The following is a 13,780-nucleotide window of genomic DNA, read 5'->3' on the forward strand; positions in this document are numbered from 1 at the left end:
GACGGATCATGACTGACACACCCAGCGGCATACCGAGCGAGCGCTGGACGCTCACCCACTCCTCACGGGCCCACGCCGGCAGCCGGCCGGACCACCCGGCCATCATCTGCGAGGGCCGCGTCACCACCTACGGCAAGCTGCACCGCGACAGCAGCCGTGCCGCGCACGCCCTGCGCGCCGGTGGCGCGCGGCGCGGCGACCGGGTCGCCTACCTGGGCCGCGAGTCGGAGAACTACTACGTGGTCATGCTCGCCTGCGCCAAGGCGGGCACGGTCCTGGTGCCGGTCAACTGGCGGCTCACCCCGACCGAGGTGGACCACATCCTGCGCGACTCCGGCGCCACCCTGATCTTCGTCGACGACGAGTTCTGGGACACCGTCGCCGCGGTGCGCAACCAACTGCCCGGTCTGCGGCGGGTGATCCGCGTCGACGGCACGGACGCCGACGGCGAACCGGCCCGCGGCGCGGGCCTGCCCGCCTGGGCCGCCGACCAGCCCGACTCCGAGCCGGTGCCGGGCACCGGCCCCGACGACGCCGTGGTGCAGATCTACACCAGCGGCACCACCGGACTGCCCAAGGGCGCCGTCCTCGCCCACCGCAGCTTCTTCACCCTGCCGCACGCGATGCGCGAGCACGGCGTCTCCTGGATCGACTGGCTGCCCGACGATGTCAGCCTCATCTCGCTGCCGGGTTTCGGCGTCGCGGGCATCGGCTGGTTCCTGCACACCTTCAACGCCGGCGGCACCAGCGTGATCATGCCGCAGTTCGACCCGCAGGAAGCGGTCCGGCTGATCCGCACCCACAAGGTCACCACCACCTTCGCGGCCCCCGCCATGCTCCAGATGATGGCCGCCGAACGCGGCGCGGGACCGGAGGCGTTCACCTCCCTGCGCAAGATCGCCTACGGCGCGGCGCCCATGTCCGAGACCCTGCTCAAGCAGTGCCTGGAGACCTACGGCTGCGAGTTCGCGCAGATCTACGCCAGTACCGAGACCGGCAGTGTGGCGGTGTGCCTGCCGCCCGAGGCGCACCACCCGGGCAGCCCGGTGCTGGATTCGGTCGGCAGGCCGTGCCCCGGCAACGAGGTCAAGGTGATCGGCCCCGACGGCGACCCCCTCCCGCCCGGGGAGATCGGCCAGATCTGCGTGCGCGCGCCGTCCCGGATGCTCGGCTACTGGAACCTGCCCGAGGCCACCGCGCGCACCCTGGTGGGGGAGTGGCTGCACATGGGGGACGCCGGCTACCTCGACGAGGACGGCTACCTCCACCTGTGCGACCGCATCAACGACACGATCATCGTCGCCGGGCAGAACATCTACCCGGCCGAGGTCGAGAAGGCGCTCGTCGCCCACCCGGCCGTGGCCGACGCCGCCGTCGTCGGCCTGCCCGACGAGCACTGGGGCGAGAGCGTGCACGCGGTGGTCGTCCTGCGCCCCGGCGCCGAGGCGCACCCGCGCGAACTGCTGCTCTCCCTGCGCGGCCGGCTCGCCGACTACAAGATCCCCAGCGCCTACCACTTCACCGATTCCCTGCCCCGCAACCCCTCCGGCAAGATCCTCCGCCGCGCGGTGCGGGAGCGGCTGACGGTACCGGCCCGGGACCCGCTGGCAGGCACGGTCGTATGACTACGCGTCAGCAATCACGGACAGAAAGGTCGTCGCCCATGAACGGGCCCCTGCACGTCGGCGTACTGCTGCCCACCCGGGAACAGGCCATCAACGGCACCTACGCGGCGGCCCCGCTGCTGGGCTTCGCCCGGCAGGCCGAGGCCCTGGGATTCGACTCCCTCTGGGCGGGCGACTCGCTCACCGCCCGCCCCCGCCTGGACCCGCTCGTCGTCCTGGCCGCCGCTGCCGCCGCCACCGAGCGGATCACCGTCGGCACCGCCGCCCTGACCCCGGCCCTGCGCCACCCGTTGATCGGCGCCAACATGGTCGCGAGCCTCAGCCACGTCGCCGCGGGCCGGCTGGTCCTCGGGCTCGGCTCCGGCTTTCCCATGCCCGAGACGGAGGCGGAGTTCGCCTCGGTCGGCGCCGGCTTCCACGGCCGCGTCGGACGCCTCGACGAGATCACCGCCCTGTGGCGCACGGCCTGGCGCGCCGGACAGGAGGGCGAACCGGCCGACTTCCAGGGTAAATACTGGCAGGCCGACAACCTCGACCGGCTGCCCTCCCCGGCCACCGCCGGCGGCCCGCCGCTGTGGCTGGCGGGCAGCGACACCCCCAAGGTGCTCGCCCGCGCCGCCACCCGCTACGACGGCTGGCTGCCGTTCCTGCCCGACTCGGACGCCTACGGCCGGGCCCGCCGCCGGATCGCCGAGCTCGCCGAGGAGGCGGGCCGCCCCGCCGGCGCCGTCACCCCCGCCCTCTACGCGACGATCACGGTGAACCGGGACGAGCGGGCGGCCGAGGCGGAACTGGAGCACTACATCAGCCACTACTACGGCCGTTCCCTCGACCAGATGCGCACCATCCAGGCCTACGCCTGGGGCAGCGCCGAGAAGTGCGCCGAATGGCTCGGCGACTACGTCCGGGCCGGCGCCCGCCACCTGGTCCTGAGGATCGGATCGCTCGACCCGGAACCGCAGTTGAAGGAGATCGCCGAGGTGCTGCTGCCCGCGGTACGCGCCCTCGGCCCGTCCACCACCGTGGGGAGTACACAGTCGTGACCAGTACCACCAGCGCAACGGACACCGGCGCCACCGTCACCGCCGGCAGCCAGATGTCCCGTGCGGGCCAGTGGTTCCACCCGGTGGAGCCCTCGCCCGACGCCTCGATCCGGTTGTTCCTGCTCCCGCACGCGGGCAGCGGCGCCATCATCTACCGGGACTGGGAGAGCCTGCTGCCGCCCGACATCGCCGCGCAGGCGGTGACCCTGCCGGGCCGTCACAACCGCCGGGAGGAACCGACGTACGAGGAGTTCTGGCCGCTGCTCGAAGCCCTGCACGAGGCCGTGCTCGACGACCTGGACGACCGGCCGTTCGCGTTCTTCGGGCACTGCCTCGGCGCCCAGCTCGCGTTCCGGCTGGCCATCCGCATGGAGGAGGAGGGCGGCCCGGCGCCCGTCATGGTCGGCATGTCCGGCTGGTCGCCCGTGGGCTTCTTCCAGCCCACCGAGGAGCAGAGCCGGATGCCCGAGTCCGAGCTCGTCGAGTGGATCAAGAAGCTGGGCTCCTTCCCGGCCGAGATCTACGACAACCCCGAGATGCTCGCCCTCGTGGTCCCCGCGCTCCGCGCCGACCTCAGGGTCGCCGCCCAGTACGTCGACGACGGCGCCGGGGTCGCCTGCCCGCTCGCCTCCTACGGCGGGCGCTCCGACCCCCTGCAGGAGGCGCCGGACGCCATGACCCACTGGACCGGACGCACCCCCACCTACCTCGGCCACAACGAGTACTCCGGCGGCCACTTCTACATCGACACGCACGCCCAGGCCGTCACCGCCCACTTCGCGCACCGCCTGCAGCGGATCGCCGCCCACCCCGCGCGCTAGCGCCGCGGCAGGCGTCGTTCGCCTCCTCGCGACGCCCCTTCTCGGCGGACGTCGCCCGCACCGGCACCAGCGCCCGCGACCGGCGAGGTCGACCGGCCGGCCGTCCCGGCCACAGCATCGGCGCGGCACCGGGAAGGAGCCCCACTCCGGCGCCTTCCCGGTCCGCACCACGCCCCAGCACCGGCCCCACACGAGTTCCCCGGGGGTTCCACAGCCCCGTCGGCACTCGTGTCAGCGCCGTGTCAGCGGACTGCGCGACAGTGGCGCACGACCGTCCGCGGCGTCGGACGGGACACCACCCATGTCCCCACCGCCCCGTCGGCGTCAGCGCGTCCGAGTCCGACCACGGAGAGAGCCGGTGCCCGTCATCCACCTGCCCGCCCCTCGCCCCTGGAGGCCGACGTGTCCCTCGCGGACCACACCGATGTCCTGGACTGGCCCTTCGCCCGCACCGAGGACGGAGACCCGCCGCCCATCCTGGCGGAACTGCGCAACGCGCCCCCCTGCGTGGTGCGCCTCCCGGCGGGAGCCGCCGAGTCCCGCCTGGCCTGGCTGGTGACCCGGTACGCCGACGTACGGCAGGCGCTGGGCGATCCCCGTCTCAGCGCCGACGAACGGCTGCCCGGCGCACCGGTGCGCATCCAGGTCCCGCCCGGCGGGAACCCGAGTTCCTTCCTGCGCCTTGACGACCCCGAACACGCCCGGCTCCGCCGCATGATCCAGACCGAGTTCACCGCGCGCCGGGTGAAGCGGCTGCGCGAACCGGTCCAGCGGCTGGTGGACGAGCTGCTGGACGAACTGGAGGCACTGCCCCAACCGGCCGACCTGCACGCGGTGTTCTCCCGCGCGCTGCCGACCCTCGTCATCGCACGGCTGCTGGGCGTCCCGGAGGCGGACTCCGCGTTCTTCGTGGAGAAGACCCGCGTCACCATCTCCCAGGAGGACCCGGCGGTCTCCCTGGCCGCCTTCGAGGAGATGTCCGAGTACCTCGCCAAACTGGCGCTGCGCAAGCTGGAGAGCCCCGGCGACGACCTGATCAGCCGCCTCGCCGTCAACCACCACGCGAAGGGCGACATCACCCTGGACGAGCTGGTCGGCATCGCCCGGCTGGTCCTGGTGGCCGGACACGAGACCACCACCAACCAGATCGCCCTGAACATCCTGGCGCTGCTGCGCGACGACGACCTGCGGGCGCGGGTGACCGCCGACGACGGCGCGCTCATACCGAACTTCATCGAGGAGTCGATGCGCTACTGGTCGATCTCCCAGGACGCGATGGTCCGGCTGGCGGTGGAGGACCTCGAACTCGGCGGTGTGGCCGTCTCCAAGGGCGACGCCGTCGTCATCTCCGTGCCCGCCGGCAACCACGACGAGTCGGTCTTCACCTGCCCGCACCGGATCGACCCGCACCGCGACACCAGCGGCCACCTGCAGTGGGGCTTCGGGCCCCACTACTGCCAGGGGGCCCCGCTGGCGCGGCTGGAGATGGAGCTGTCGCTGCGCTCCCTGCTGCGGCGCTTCCCGAACCTGCGGCTGGCGGCCGACCCGCGCACGGTCTTCCGCCGCGGCACCGTCTTCCACGGGGTGACACACCTTCCCGTGACCTGGTGACCGGCCACGGTACCGGCACCACCGGCCAACCACCCGAAATGATCGAGAAACGGAGTCGTCATGACTTCTGAGACAAGCACGGAAGTCGTCGCCGACGGGCGTGCGCAGACGCCCCCCGACGGCGCACCGGCCGCCGCCCCCTCGGCCGGTGCCCTCCTGGTGGTGCTCGTGGGCACGTTCATCACGGTGCTGGACTTCTTCATCGCCAACGTGGCGGTCCCCGCCATCAAGGCCGACCTGGGCGCCGGCGCCGCCCAGGCCCAGATGTTCGTCGTGGGCTACGGCGTCGCCTTCACCGCGGGACTGATCACCGGCGGCAGGCTCGGCGACCTCTTCGGCCGCCGGCGGATGTTCACGCTCGGCATGGTGCTGTTCATGCTGGCCTCGGCCGCGTGCAGCCTGGCACCCACGGCGACCGTCCTCATCGTCGCCCGCATCGCCCAAGGCGCCGCCGCCGCGCTGATGGTGCCGCAGGTGCTCGGCATCATCGGCACGGTGTACACCGGCGCCGCCCGCGACCGCGCCTTCAACGCCTACGGCCTGGTCATCGGAATCGCCGGCGTCTTCGGCCAGTTCATCGGCGGTGCCCTGATCACGGTCGACGTCGCGGGACTGAGCTGGCGGACCATCTTCCTGATCAACGTCCCGCTGTGCCTGGTCTCCCTGGCCTTCGTCGGCCGCACGATCCCGGAGTCGCGCGGTGAGGGCGGCACCCGGCTGGACCTCGTGGGCGCCCTGCTCGTCACGGCGTCCCTGGGCATCATCGTCTTCGCACTGCTGAAGGGCCAGGAGAGCGGCTGGCCGCTGTGGGTGTGGGAGGCGCTGGCCGGTGCGGCCGTCCTGCTGGCGGTGACCGTCTGGCACCTGCGCCGGCGGGCGGCGGCCGACCGGGGCCCGCTGATCGAACCCGCCCTGTTCAAGGGCCGGGTGTTCTCGGTGGGGCTGGCCGCGACGGTGGTCTACTTCCTCGCGATGGGCTCCTTCTTCTTCGTGCTGGCCCTCTACCTGCAGCTGGGCCGGGGCCTGTCGCCCCTGGAGTCCGGGTCCGTCTTCCTGGCCCTGGGCGCGGGCTACTTCGGCGCCTCGGTGGTGTCGTCGCGCAAGGCCGCCTCGGTCACCGCCCGCAGGGTGGCCGTCGGCCCGCTGACCCTCGCGATCGGCTACGCGGCGGCCGCCCTGACCGCCGACCGCCTCGACACGACGGGACACGTGCTGTGGCTGCTGCCCGCCCTCCTCGTCGCCGGGCTCGGCATGGGCCTGACGACCGGCCCGCTGACCAACCTGGTGCTGGGAGCGGCCGCGCCCGAGCACGCGGCCTCCGCCTCCGGGCTGCTGAACACCGCCCAGGAGGGCGGCGCGGCCGTCGGAGTGGCGATCGCCGGCGCGGTCTTCTTCCCCACCCTGGCCGACGGCGGCGGCTCGGCGGGCGCCTACCCGCACGCGTTCGCCGTCACGCTCGTTCCGCTCATCGCCCTGGGGCTCCTGGCCTCCGCCCTGGTGCTGGCGGCCCCGGGCCGCACCGCACGGCGCTGAGGTCCCCACCACCCAAGGAAGGAAGGCGTCATGCCGTACGTCACCACCCGGGACGGGACCCGGCTCCACTGCACCGACTGGGGCGAAGGACGTCCCGTGGTGCTGCTCAGCGCCGCCATGGCGGACTCGCGGATGTGGGAGTTCCAGGCGCCGTTCCTGGCCGGTCAGGGGCTGCGCTGCGTCACCTACGACCGGCGCGGCACCGGGCGCTCGGACGTCCCCTGGAGCGGCTACGACTACGACACCCTCGCCTCGGACCTCGCCGACCTGCTCGACCACCTCGACCTGCGGGACGTCCTGCTGGTCGGCTACGCGGCGGGCGGCGGTGAGGCCGTGCGCTACCTGTCCCGGTACGGCGCCGAGCGGGTGGGGAAGCTGGCGCTGGTCGCCTCGACCACGCCGTTCCTGCTGCGCGCCCCGGACAACCCGGACGGCCTGGAGATGTCGCTGTTCCACGAGATCGAGAAGGCCATCCGGACCGACCGGGCCGCCTGGCTGAGATCACTGACCTGGCCGTTCTTCGCCGGCCCCGAGGCGGATCCGGCGAGCACGCCGCTCTCGCCCCGACTGGCCGAGTGGCTGACGGACCTGGCCATGGACACCTCGCCTCGGGCCGCCACGGAGATCTACCGCACGTTGTTCACCACCGACCAGCGAGCGGAGGCGGCGGCCGTGCGGGTGCCCACCCTGGTCGTCCACGGAACCGCCGACCTCGGGGCGCCGTATCCGCTGTGCGGTCCCCGTACCGCGGAGCTCGTTCCCGGCAGCACCCTGCTGACCTACGAGGGCGCGGCCCACGGCCTGTTCGCCACCCACGCCGACCGTCTGAACGCGGACCTGCTGGCCTTCGCCAAGCAGTGACCGCGAGGGCGGGGCCTCCCGTGTCGCCGCCGCCCGGCCCCGGCCGGGCGGCGGCCAGGCATTCCGCCCGGCCCGCGCCCCGCGCTCTCGCTCCCACCACGGCCACCTCGCACGCGTGTCTCACACGCCCACGGGCCCGGGCGCCGGAGCGGGGCTCCGGGCGCGGCGCCCCGCCCCGCCCCGCCGAGTGTGCCCGCGGCGCCCGGTCCGGCGCACCGCGGGCGTCCGCGGCGGGCCGGGCGTGCCCCGGGCCCCGCGTCCCCATGCCCGGAGTGTCCCAGCCCCGCCCCCCTGTGCCCGTGCGCCTCGTCGGCGTCAGCCGCACGTCAGCGCCGTGACAGCGGTCGGCGGCAGAGTCGATGTCGTGGGTCCGGAGCCGCAGGCGCGGCCCCGGCCCCGGACCCGCCGGCGCCGTCCCACGAAGGAGTACGCCCGCATGGCAGATACAGCAGCCCCGGTCCCGACCCGGGCACTGGTCCTGGCCAACCCGGCCTCCGGCAGCCACAGCCCGGAACTGGTGGAACAGGTACGCCAGTTGTGCGACTCGTACCTGGAGCGCACCGAGGTGCACCCGACCACCGGACCGGGTGACGCCACCGTCGCGGTGCGCCAGGCCCTCGAACGGCACACCGGCGCCCCCGACCTGGTCGTCGTCATCGGCGGCGACGGCACCGTCCGGGAGGTCGTCCAGGGCCTGGTGCCCGCCTCCGGGCACGCCACGCTCGCGGTCGTGCCCGGCGGCACCGGCAACTCCGGCTACAAGATGCTGTGGGGCGACCGCCCCTGGACGGAGTCCCTCAAGGCGATCCTCACCGACTCCGGCATCGGTGGCAGCGCCCGCCCGCGCCGCCTGGACCTGGCCCGTCTCGCCGAAACCCGTCAGTACGTCTACCTGGGCGCCTGCTCCGGTGTGATCGCCGACGCCCTGATCACCGCCAGCGACCTGCCGCTGACCGGCCGCGAGCGGTACGCGCGCGCCTTCGCCGACACCGCCGCGGGCTACGCGCCGTACCCGGGCCGGGTCACCGTCGACGGGCGGGTCGTGCACGAGGGCCCGACCGTCCTCGCGAACGTCGGCGGCGGCCCCTACCGCGGCGGCCGGTTCAACGTCCTGCCCGACTCGCTGCTCGACGACGGCCTGCTCGACGTCTGCGTCATCGGCGACGGGATCGCCGCGGCCGACGTGCCGCGGCTGACCCTGACCGCCGCCCACATCGGCCACCCCGCCACGCGGTACGCGCGCGGCCGGACCATCACCGTGGAGCGCACCGACGGCCGCCGGCTGCCGCTGGAGCACGACGGCGAGTACCAGCACGGCATGGGCTCCACGGCCACCTTCGAGGTCCTCCCCGGCGCCCTCCCCGTGTGGGCGCCGGCACCGGACCGCCCCGAGACCCCCTGAGACCTCCAGAACCCCCGTCGTACCGCGCCCCTGGCGACGGCACGCCGGGTCACCCGCACCAACGGAAACGAGGAGAACACGCATGAGCGACCTGACCACCACCGTCGACCGCTACCTGGCCATCTGGAACGAGGCGGACGCCGACAAGCGCGCGGCGGCCATCGCCGAGCTGTTCACCGCCGACGCCCCGTACATCGACCCGCTCGCCGCCGTCGAGGGCCACGAGGGCTTCGGCGCGGTGGTGGCGGGCGCCCGCGAGCAGTTCAAGGGCCTGACCTTCGAACTGCACGGCACGGTCGACGCCCACCACGACCAGGCCCGGTTCCAGTGGGGCCTCGTCACCGAGCCCGGCACCGAGCCGATCGCGATCGGTTTCGACGTCCTGGTCGCCGACGAGGCGGGCCGCATCAAGGCCGTCTACGGCTTCCTGGACAAGGTCCCGGCCGCCTGAACCCCTCCCGCGGCGGCGGGTGCACCGGCCGACGGTGCTCCCGCCGCCGCGGCCACCCGCCCGGAGCGACCAACCGCCGGCCACGGCACGCCCCGGCCGGCGTACGCCAAGAGAGGTGCCTCGCGCCATGACGGCAGTACTCGGTGAGAGCGTGGCCAGGGCGCTGTGCGACGACTGGGGGAGCACGGCGCCCAGGCGTCCTCGCCGGCCCACCGACACCCCGCTGCGTGAACTGTCCCATTGGGCGGCGACGCTGCGCCCCGAGCACATCCCGTGCCGGGTGCTGAAGCTCGCCGCCAGTCAGGTGCTCTCGCAGGCCGCATCCATCAGGGCCGGGCTCCAGCACCCGCTGGGACGGCGGCTGGTGGCGGCCTTCGGCCACCCCATGCAGCGCGACCCGCGCACCGCCGCGGGCGTCTTCGCCGCCCTCGGGTCCTGGCTCAATCTCGACGACACCGCCTACGCCGGGCACCTGTCGAACTCCACCGTCGCGGTACCGCTCGCCTTCGCCTACACCCGCCGGCTCGACGGGCTGTCCCTGCTGACCGCCGTCGTCGCGGCCAACGAGTGCGCGGCCCGCATCACCGCCTCGGCCACCCTCGGCCCGCTGCGCGGCCAGAGCGCCGTGCACACGCACCTGGCGGGCGCGGTCGCCGGCCGGCTGCACTGCGACAGGGCCCCGGCCGCGCTCTTCGAAAACGCCTTCGGGCTGGCCTTCGCCATGCCGAACTGGCCCCTGATGCGCGCCTTCCTGGCCAGCGACGCCCGTCTGTTCAACACCTTCACCCCGGTGCGCACCGCCATGGACGCCTGCGACGCGGCGTACGCGGGGCTGCGCGGCGCTCCCGACATCGTCGAGCACGAGGACGGCTTCCTCGCCCGGTTCGCCACCGTGCCGCTGCCGCAGGCGGTGGCCAAGGGACTGGGCCGGCGCTGGCACACCGACACGCTTTCCTTCAAGATGCACCCCGGCGGGCCGGGCATCGACGCGGCCGTGGACTGCGCCGCCGAGATCCACCGGGAACTGGGCGGCCTGCGGCCCGAGGACGTGGCCGAGGTGGTCGTCGAGGCGTCCCTGTACACCCTCTTCGCCGGTGAGCGCGCCGCCCGGTACGTCAACGGTCCGGGCTCCCCGCTCGGCGCCCTGGTCCTCGACGTGCCCTACCCCGTCGCGACCACCCTGCTCACCGGCGAGTTCACCGTGGACGACTTCTCCTCCCCGCACCTGGACGACCCGGCCCGCTGGGCGCTGGCCCGGCGGGTGCGCCTGGAGCACGACACCGAGATGACGCGCGAACTGTTCCTGTCCGACGCCCCGTTCGGCGAGGCGGTACGTGAGGCGGGGGAGCGTGCCGTGCCGTGGCTGCGTGCCTTCGGTGGGGACGAGCTGGTCGACCTGCTGGGCCCGCTGAGCGCCGACGACCGGGACTTCTCCCGCGCTGCGAAGGCCACCGGTGCCCGGGTCACCGTCCGGCTGACCGACGGCCGTACGGTGTCGCGCACCCGGCTGATTCCGGTCGGTGCGGCGGGCCCGGAGACCCGGGTCCGGCACGCGGACCTGGTGCGGGAGAAATTCCTGTCGGTCGGCGGCCCCCACGAGGTGTCCGACAGTGTGGACCGGCTGCACCGCATGCGTCCGGGCGCCCTGCGCCGCTGGATAGAGGCCGCCTTCCTGGACTGAACCCTCCGGCCCGTCGCCGGACGGCGTGGCGGGGGCGGCGACCTGAGCGTTTCACCCGCTCCCGACGCGCCTTCCCGGCCCCACGGTCCTACCGCGCCGGCACCGTCAGCAGGGCGAAGGCGTCGAGGATCTCCTCGACCCGCTCCACGATGTCGGCCCGGTCGTTCTGCACCCAGGAGATGTGCTGGGCGCCGAACAGGGCGGAGACCAGGACCCTGGCCAGGGCCTCGGGCACCGCGCGCTCCGGCAGCCGGCCGGCGGCCCGGCACTCCTCGAGGAGTTCGACGATCAGTGACGTGAAACCGACGTACGGGACCGGCATCTCCGCCTTGATGAAAGGACGTTCGATCTGCAGGCGCGCCCCCGCCTTGACGTAGACGTCGTCGCGGAACCCGCCCGCGGTGCGCAGCAGCACGTCCACCACCGTCGAGGGCGAGGAGTGGTCGCCCTGGAGCGCGGGAGTGACGATCTCATTGAGCCTGCGGTAGAACTCCTCCGTCACGGCGACCGCGAGGGCCTCCTTGTTGGAGAAGTGGAAGTACACCGCGCCCTTGGTCATCTCCGCGCCGTCGGCGATGTCCTTGATGGTGACGGACGGGTAGCCGTACCGGGCGAAGACCGCCGCGGCCGCGTCGAGGATGGTGCGCCGGGTGCGGATGGCGCGCTCCTGCTTGAGGTGCGAGGTGTCGTCGACCGAGGTGCCGCCGGAGATGTGCGAGGTCTGTGTCGCGTCGCTGTGTTCGCTCATGACGTCCATTCGTGCCGTGCCGTCCGCTGCTTTCGGTGGCCCGTTCGTGGGCAGATCGGGCCGGGGACGTGCGGACGCTTCGCGGGTTTCGACCCTCTGACGAGCAGGGATGACCGATTATCCGCCGTGCTTTGCCCGAGCCTTGCAAGATACCTTCCCGAAGGTATATTAATTTTGTGCCGAACGGCGCCGCACGTCTGTTAGTTCGCATGGTCCTGGTTCTTCCAGTACGGGGGAGGCGAATCCCAGATGTCACTCGTGCTCAATCATCCCAGCATCCCTCAGGCGTCAGCAATGGCCCGCGCCTGTGATTACTTGACCTTTGCACGCCCCGTGACGCGTGAGCTGGTGCACCGCAGCTCCGTCGCGGAGGTGTTCGTCACCGACGGTGCCCGTGCCGGTGACCGCGAGTTCGTCGTCGCCGCCCAGTGGCCGCGCGATCACGCGCTCTACCACCCGGACGAGAACGGTCTGAGTGATCCCCTGCTGTTCGCGGAGACCTTGCGTCAGGGGATGGTCTACGTCGCCCACCGGCACCGCGGTGTACCGCTCGGCCGGCGCTTCATCGGCCGCGACCTCGACTTCGAGATCACCGACCCCGCCGCCCTGCGGGTCGAGGGCGTACCGCTCTCGGTGCTCCTGGTGGGCGAGTGGACCTGGGACGGCGACGACGCGCGGGGCAGGAGCGGGGCCCGGATGGACTTCCGGCTCGTCGTCGGCGGCCGCGAGTGCGGCTGGGGCAGCATCAGCATGCTGATGGTGGACGAACGGCGCTACCGCCTGCTGCGCCGGCTGGGCGGCGGCGCCACGGACGCGCCGGCCACCTCACCGGCGTGGACGGCCGCCTCCGGCGCGCCGCGCACGCCCCCGCACCGGGTGGGGCGGCTGCGCTGGCGGGACTGCGTCCTGGAAGAGGGCGAGAGGCCCGACGAGTGGCGGTTGCGCGTGGACCGCGACCACGCGGTGCTCTTCGATCACCCCACCGACCACATTCCGATGATGGTGATGCTGGAGGGCTTCCGCCAGCTCGGCCACCTCAAGGTGCACGAGGCGTGCGACGGCCCGTTCGCCGACCTGTCGTTCGCGCTGGCCCGGACCACGGTGCAGTGCCTGGCCTTCGGCGAGTTCGACCGGCCCACCCGGCTGGTGGTCGACGAGTGCGCGTCGGGCGCCCGGCCGCAGGAAACGTTTCAGCTGTCCGTCTCGGCGGTCCAGGGTGACACCGTACTGGCCCGCGCGCGGACCGCCTGGGCCTGCGTGGGCACCCGCCCGGCGGCGGCCGTCCCGGCCTCCTGGTAGCGGCGGCCCACCGGCCCGGACCCGGGGCCGTACGGCCGTCGGGGCTCAGGCCGACGCGCGTGTCCCCATCGCGCGCGTCAGCACGCCCCACATCGCGGTGACGCTGGGCCCGGGCCGGTCCGGGCCCGCGCAGGCGCCGGTCCACAGCGCGGTGCAGAACGCCGCGACGATGAGATCGGCCAGGGCGTCGGCCGGCGGTGCCCCGTCCCAGCGCCGTCCCCGCTGCACCTCGCCCACGAGTTCGAGCGCGATGCCATGGGTGTCGCTCAGGAGAGGAGCCACCGTGTCGGCTGCCCGAGCCGCCTCCACCTCCAGCCGTAGGGCCGCCTGCGCCCTGCGGTCGGTCTCGAAGAGTCTGCCGAGTCCGAGCACCAGGGCCTCCAGCCGGCTCGTGGCCGGCTCGGGCGAGGTCCTGGCCCCGTCCAGCAGCGTCCGCACGCTCCGGGACAGATGTTCCGTCAGCGCGGCGGCCAGCTTCTCCTTGCTGGAGAAGTGCCCGTACAGGGCCCCCTTGGTCAACCCGATCCGGTCGGCGATGCGCTGCAGGTTCGCGTTCACGTAGCCGTAGCGTGCGAACTCGTACGCTGCGGCGTCGAGGACGCGATCGTGCGTCCGAAGGGCACGCGCCTGCTTGACCACGCTGATCACCTCCTTCACCCCGGCCTGGTGGTGAAGGACCGGCCGAGAAAGATTCGTTCCCGAACG

12 protein-coding genes are annotated in these 13,780 nt (G+C 73.2%); 10 read left to right on the forward strand and 2 right to left on the reverse strand.

From position 1 onward, the window contains the following. Positions 1–8: 8 nt before the first annotated feature. The 9 genes from ACZ4VA_RS08475 (at position 9) to ACZ4VA_RS08515 (ending at position 11,028) form a co-directional block, all read left to right on the forward strand. Positions 9–1,625 (forward strand): fatty acid--CoA ligase, encoded by a 1,617-nt coding sequence (locus ACZ4VA_RS08475; RefSeq protein WP_355784227.1) that lies wholly within the window; start codon positions 9–11, stop codon positions 1,623–1,625. Positions 1,626–1,663: 38 nt separating this feature from the next. After that, positions 1,664–2,668 (forward strand): LLM class flavin-dependent oxidoreductase, encoded by a 1,005-nt coding sequence (locus ACZ4VA_RS08480; RefSeq protein WP_355784225.1) that lies wholly within the window; start codon positions 1,664–1,666, stop codon positions 2,666–2,668. Between the two features lie 53 nt (positions 2,669–2,721). Beyond that, positions 2,722–3,489 (forward strand): thioesterase II family protein, encoded by a 768-nt coding sequence (locus ACZ4VA_RS08485; protein ID WP_355784236.1) that lies wholly within the window; start codon positions 2,722–2,724, stop codon positions 3,487–3,489. A 402-nt stretch (positions 3,490–3,891) separates the two neighbouring features. Beyond that, positions 3,892–5,100 carry a cytochrome P450 gene (locus ACZ4VA_RS08490; protein WP_355784222.1) on the forward strand — a complete coding sequence of 403 codons (1,209 nt, stop codon included), beginning with the start codon at positions 3,892–3,894 and terminating at the stop codon, positions 5,098–5,100. A gap of 60 nt (positions 5,101–5,160) precedes the next feature. Further along, on the forward strand, positions 5,161–6,633 hold the full coding sequence (locus ACZ4VA_RS08495) for an MFS transporter (RefSeq protein ID WP_468080455.1): 1,473 nt from the start codon (positions 5,161–5,163) through the stop codon (positions 6,631–6,633). 30 nt (positions 6,634–6,663) lie between these two features. Continuing rightward, on the forward strand, positions 6,664–7,494 hold the full coding sequence (locus tag ACZ4VA_RS08500; protein ID WP_355784216.1) for an alpha/beta fold hydrolase: 831 nt from the start codon (positions 6,664–6,666) through the stop codon (positions 7,492–7,494). A 436-nt stretch (positions 7,495–7,930) separates the two neighbouring features. Beyond that, positions 7,931–8,896: a diacylglycerol/lipid kinase family protein gene (locus ACZ4VA_RS08505; protein WP_355795052.1), complete on the forward strand. Its 966-nt coding sequence runs from the start codon at positions 7,931–7,933 to the stop codon at positions 8,894–8,896. Between the two features lie 82 nt (positions 8,897–8,978). Next, positions 8,979–9,347 carry a nuclear transport factor 2 family protein gene (locus ACZ4VA_RS08510; protein WP_355795051.1) on the forward strand — a complete coding sequence of 123 codons (369 nt, stop codon included), beginning with the start codon at positions 8,979–8,981 and terminating at the stop codon, positions 9,345–9,347. Positions 9,348–9,474: 127 nt separating this feature from the next. After that, positions 9,475–11,028 carry an MmgE/PrpD family protein gene (locus ACZ4VA_RS08515; protein WP_356172930.1) on the forward strand — a complete coding sequence of 518 codons (1,554 nt, stop codon included), beginning with the start codon at positions 9,475–9,477 and terminating at the stop codon, positions 11,026–11,028. An 88-nt stretch (positions 11,029–11,116) separates the two neighbouring features. Here ACZ4VA_RS08515 and ACZ4VA_RS08520 read toward each other — a convergent pair whose 3' ends face one another. Further along, entirely contained in the window at positions 11,117–11,776 is a 660-nt protein-coding gene (locus tag ACZ4VA_RS08520) for a ScbR family autoregulator-binding transcription factor (protein ID WP_355793254.1), read from the reverse strand. Between the two features lie 333 nt (positions 11,777–12,109). On the opposite strand from ACZ4VA_RS08520, the gene ACZ4VA_RS08525 reads away from it, so the two are divergent. Beyond that, on the forward strand, positions 12,110–13,075 hold the full coding sequence (locus tag ACZ4VA_RS08525; RefSeq protein WP_356172934.1) for a ScbA/BarX family gamma-butyrolactone biosynthesis protein: 966 nt from the start codon (positions 12,110–12,112) through the stop codon (positions 13,073–13,075). 45 nt (positions 13,076–13,120) lie between these two features. Here the strand turns inward: ACZ4VA_RS08525 and ACZ4VA_RS08530 are convergent, their stop codons facing one another. Further along, a complete protein-coding gene (locus ACZ4VA_RS08530; protein WP_356172937.1) occupies positions 13,121–13,732 on the reverse strand; it encodes a TetR/AcrR family transcriptional regulator in 612 nt (203 codons plus the stop codon). Positions 13,733–13,780 lie beyond the last annotated feature (48 nt).

Source organism: Streptomyces sp. NPDC028308 (assembly GCF_055565855.1).

What these genes read in the sequence shown, in the direction of transcription:
- ACZ4VA_RS08475 (WP_355784227.1), top strand. Translation starts at nt 9, where the DNA reads ATGACTGACACACCCAGCGGCATACCGAGCGAGCGCTGGACGCTCACC.
- ACZ4VA_RS08480 (WP_355784225.1), top strand. Translation starts at nt 1,664, where the DNA reads ATGAACGGGCCCCTGCACGTCGGCGTACTGCTGCCCACCCGGGAACAG.
- ACZ4VA_RS08485 (WP_355784236.1), top strand. Translation starts at nt 2,722, where the DNA reads ATGTCCCGTGCGGGCCAGTGGTTCCACCCGGTGGAGCCCTCGCCCGAC.
- ACZ4VA_RS08495 (WP_468080455.1), top strand. Translation starts at nt 5,161, where the DNA reads ATGACTTCTGAGACAAGCACGGAAGTCGTCGCCGACGGGCGTGCGCAG.
- ACZ4VA_RS08500 (WP_355784216.1), top strand. Translation starts at nt 6,664, where the DNA reads ATGCCGTACGTCACCACCCGGGACGGGACCCGGCTCCACTGCACCGAC.
- ACZ4VA_RS08505 (WP_355795052.1), top strand. Translation starts at nt 7,931, where the DNA reads ATGGCAGATACAGCAGCCCCGGTCCCGACCCGGGCACTGGTCCTGGCC.
- ACZ4VA_RS08510 (WP_355795051.1), top strand. Translation starts at nt 8,979, where the DNA reads ATGAGCGACCTGACCACCACCGTCGACCGCTACCTGGCCATCTGGAAC.
- ACZ4VA_RS08515 (WP_356172930.1), top strand. Translation starts at nt 9,475, where the DNA reads ATGACGGCAGTACTCGGTGAGAGCGTGGCCAGGGCGCTGTGCGACGAC.
- ACZ4VA_RS08520 (WP_355793254.1), bottom strand. Translation starts at nt 11,776, where the DNA reads ATGAGCGAACACAGCGACGCGACACAGACCTCGCACATCTCCGGCGGC.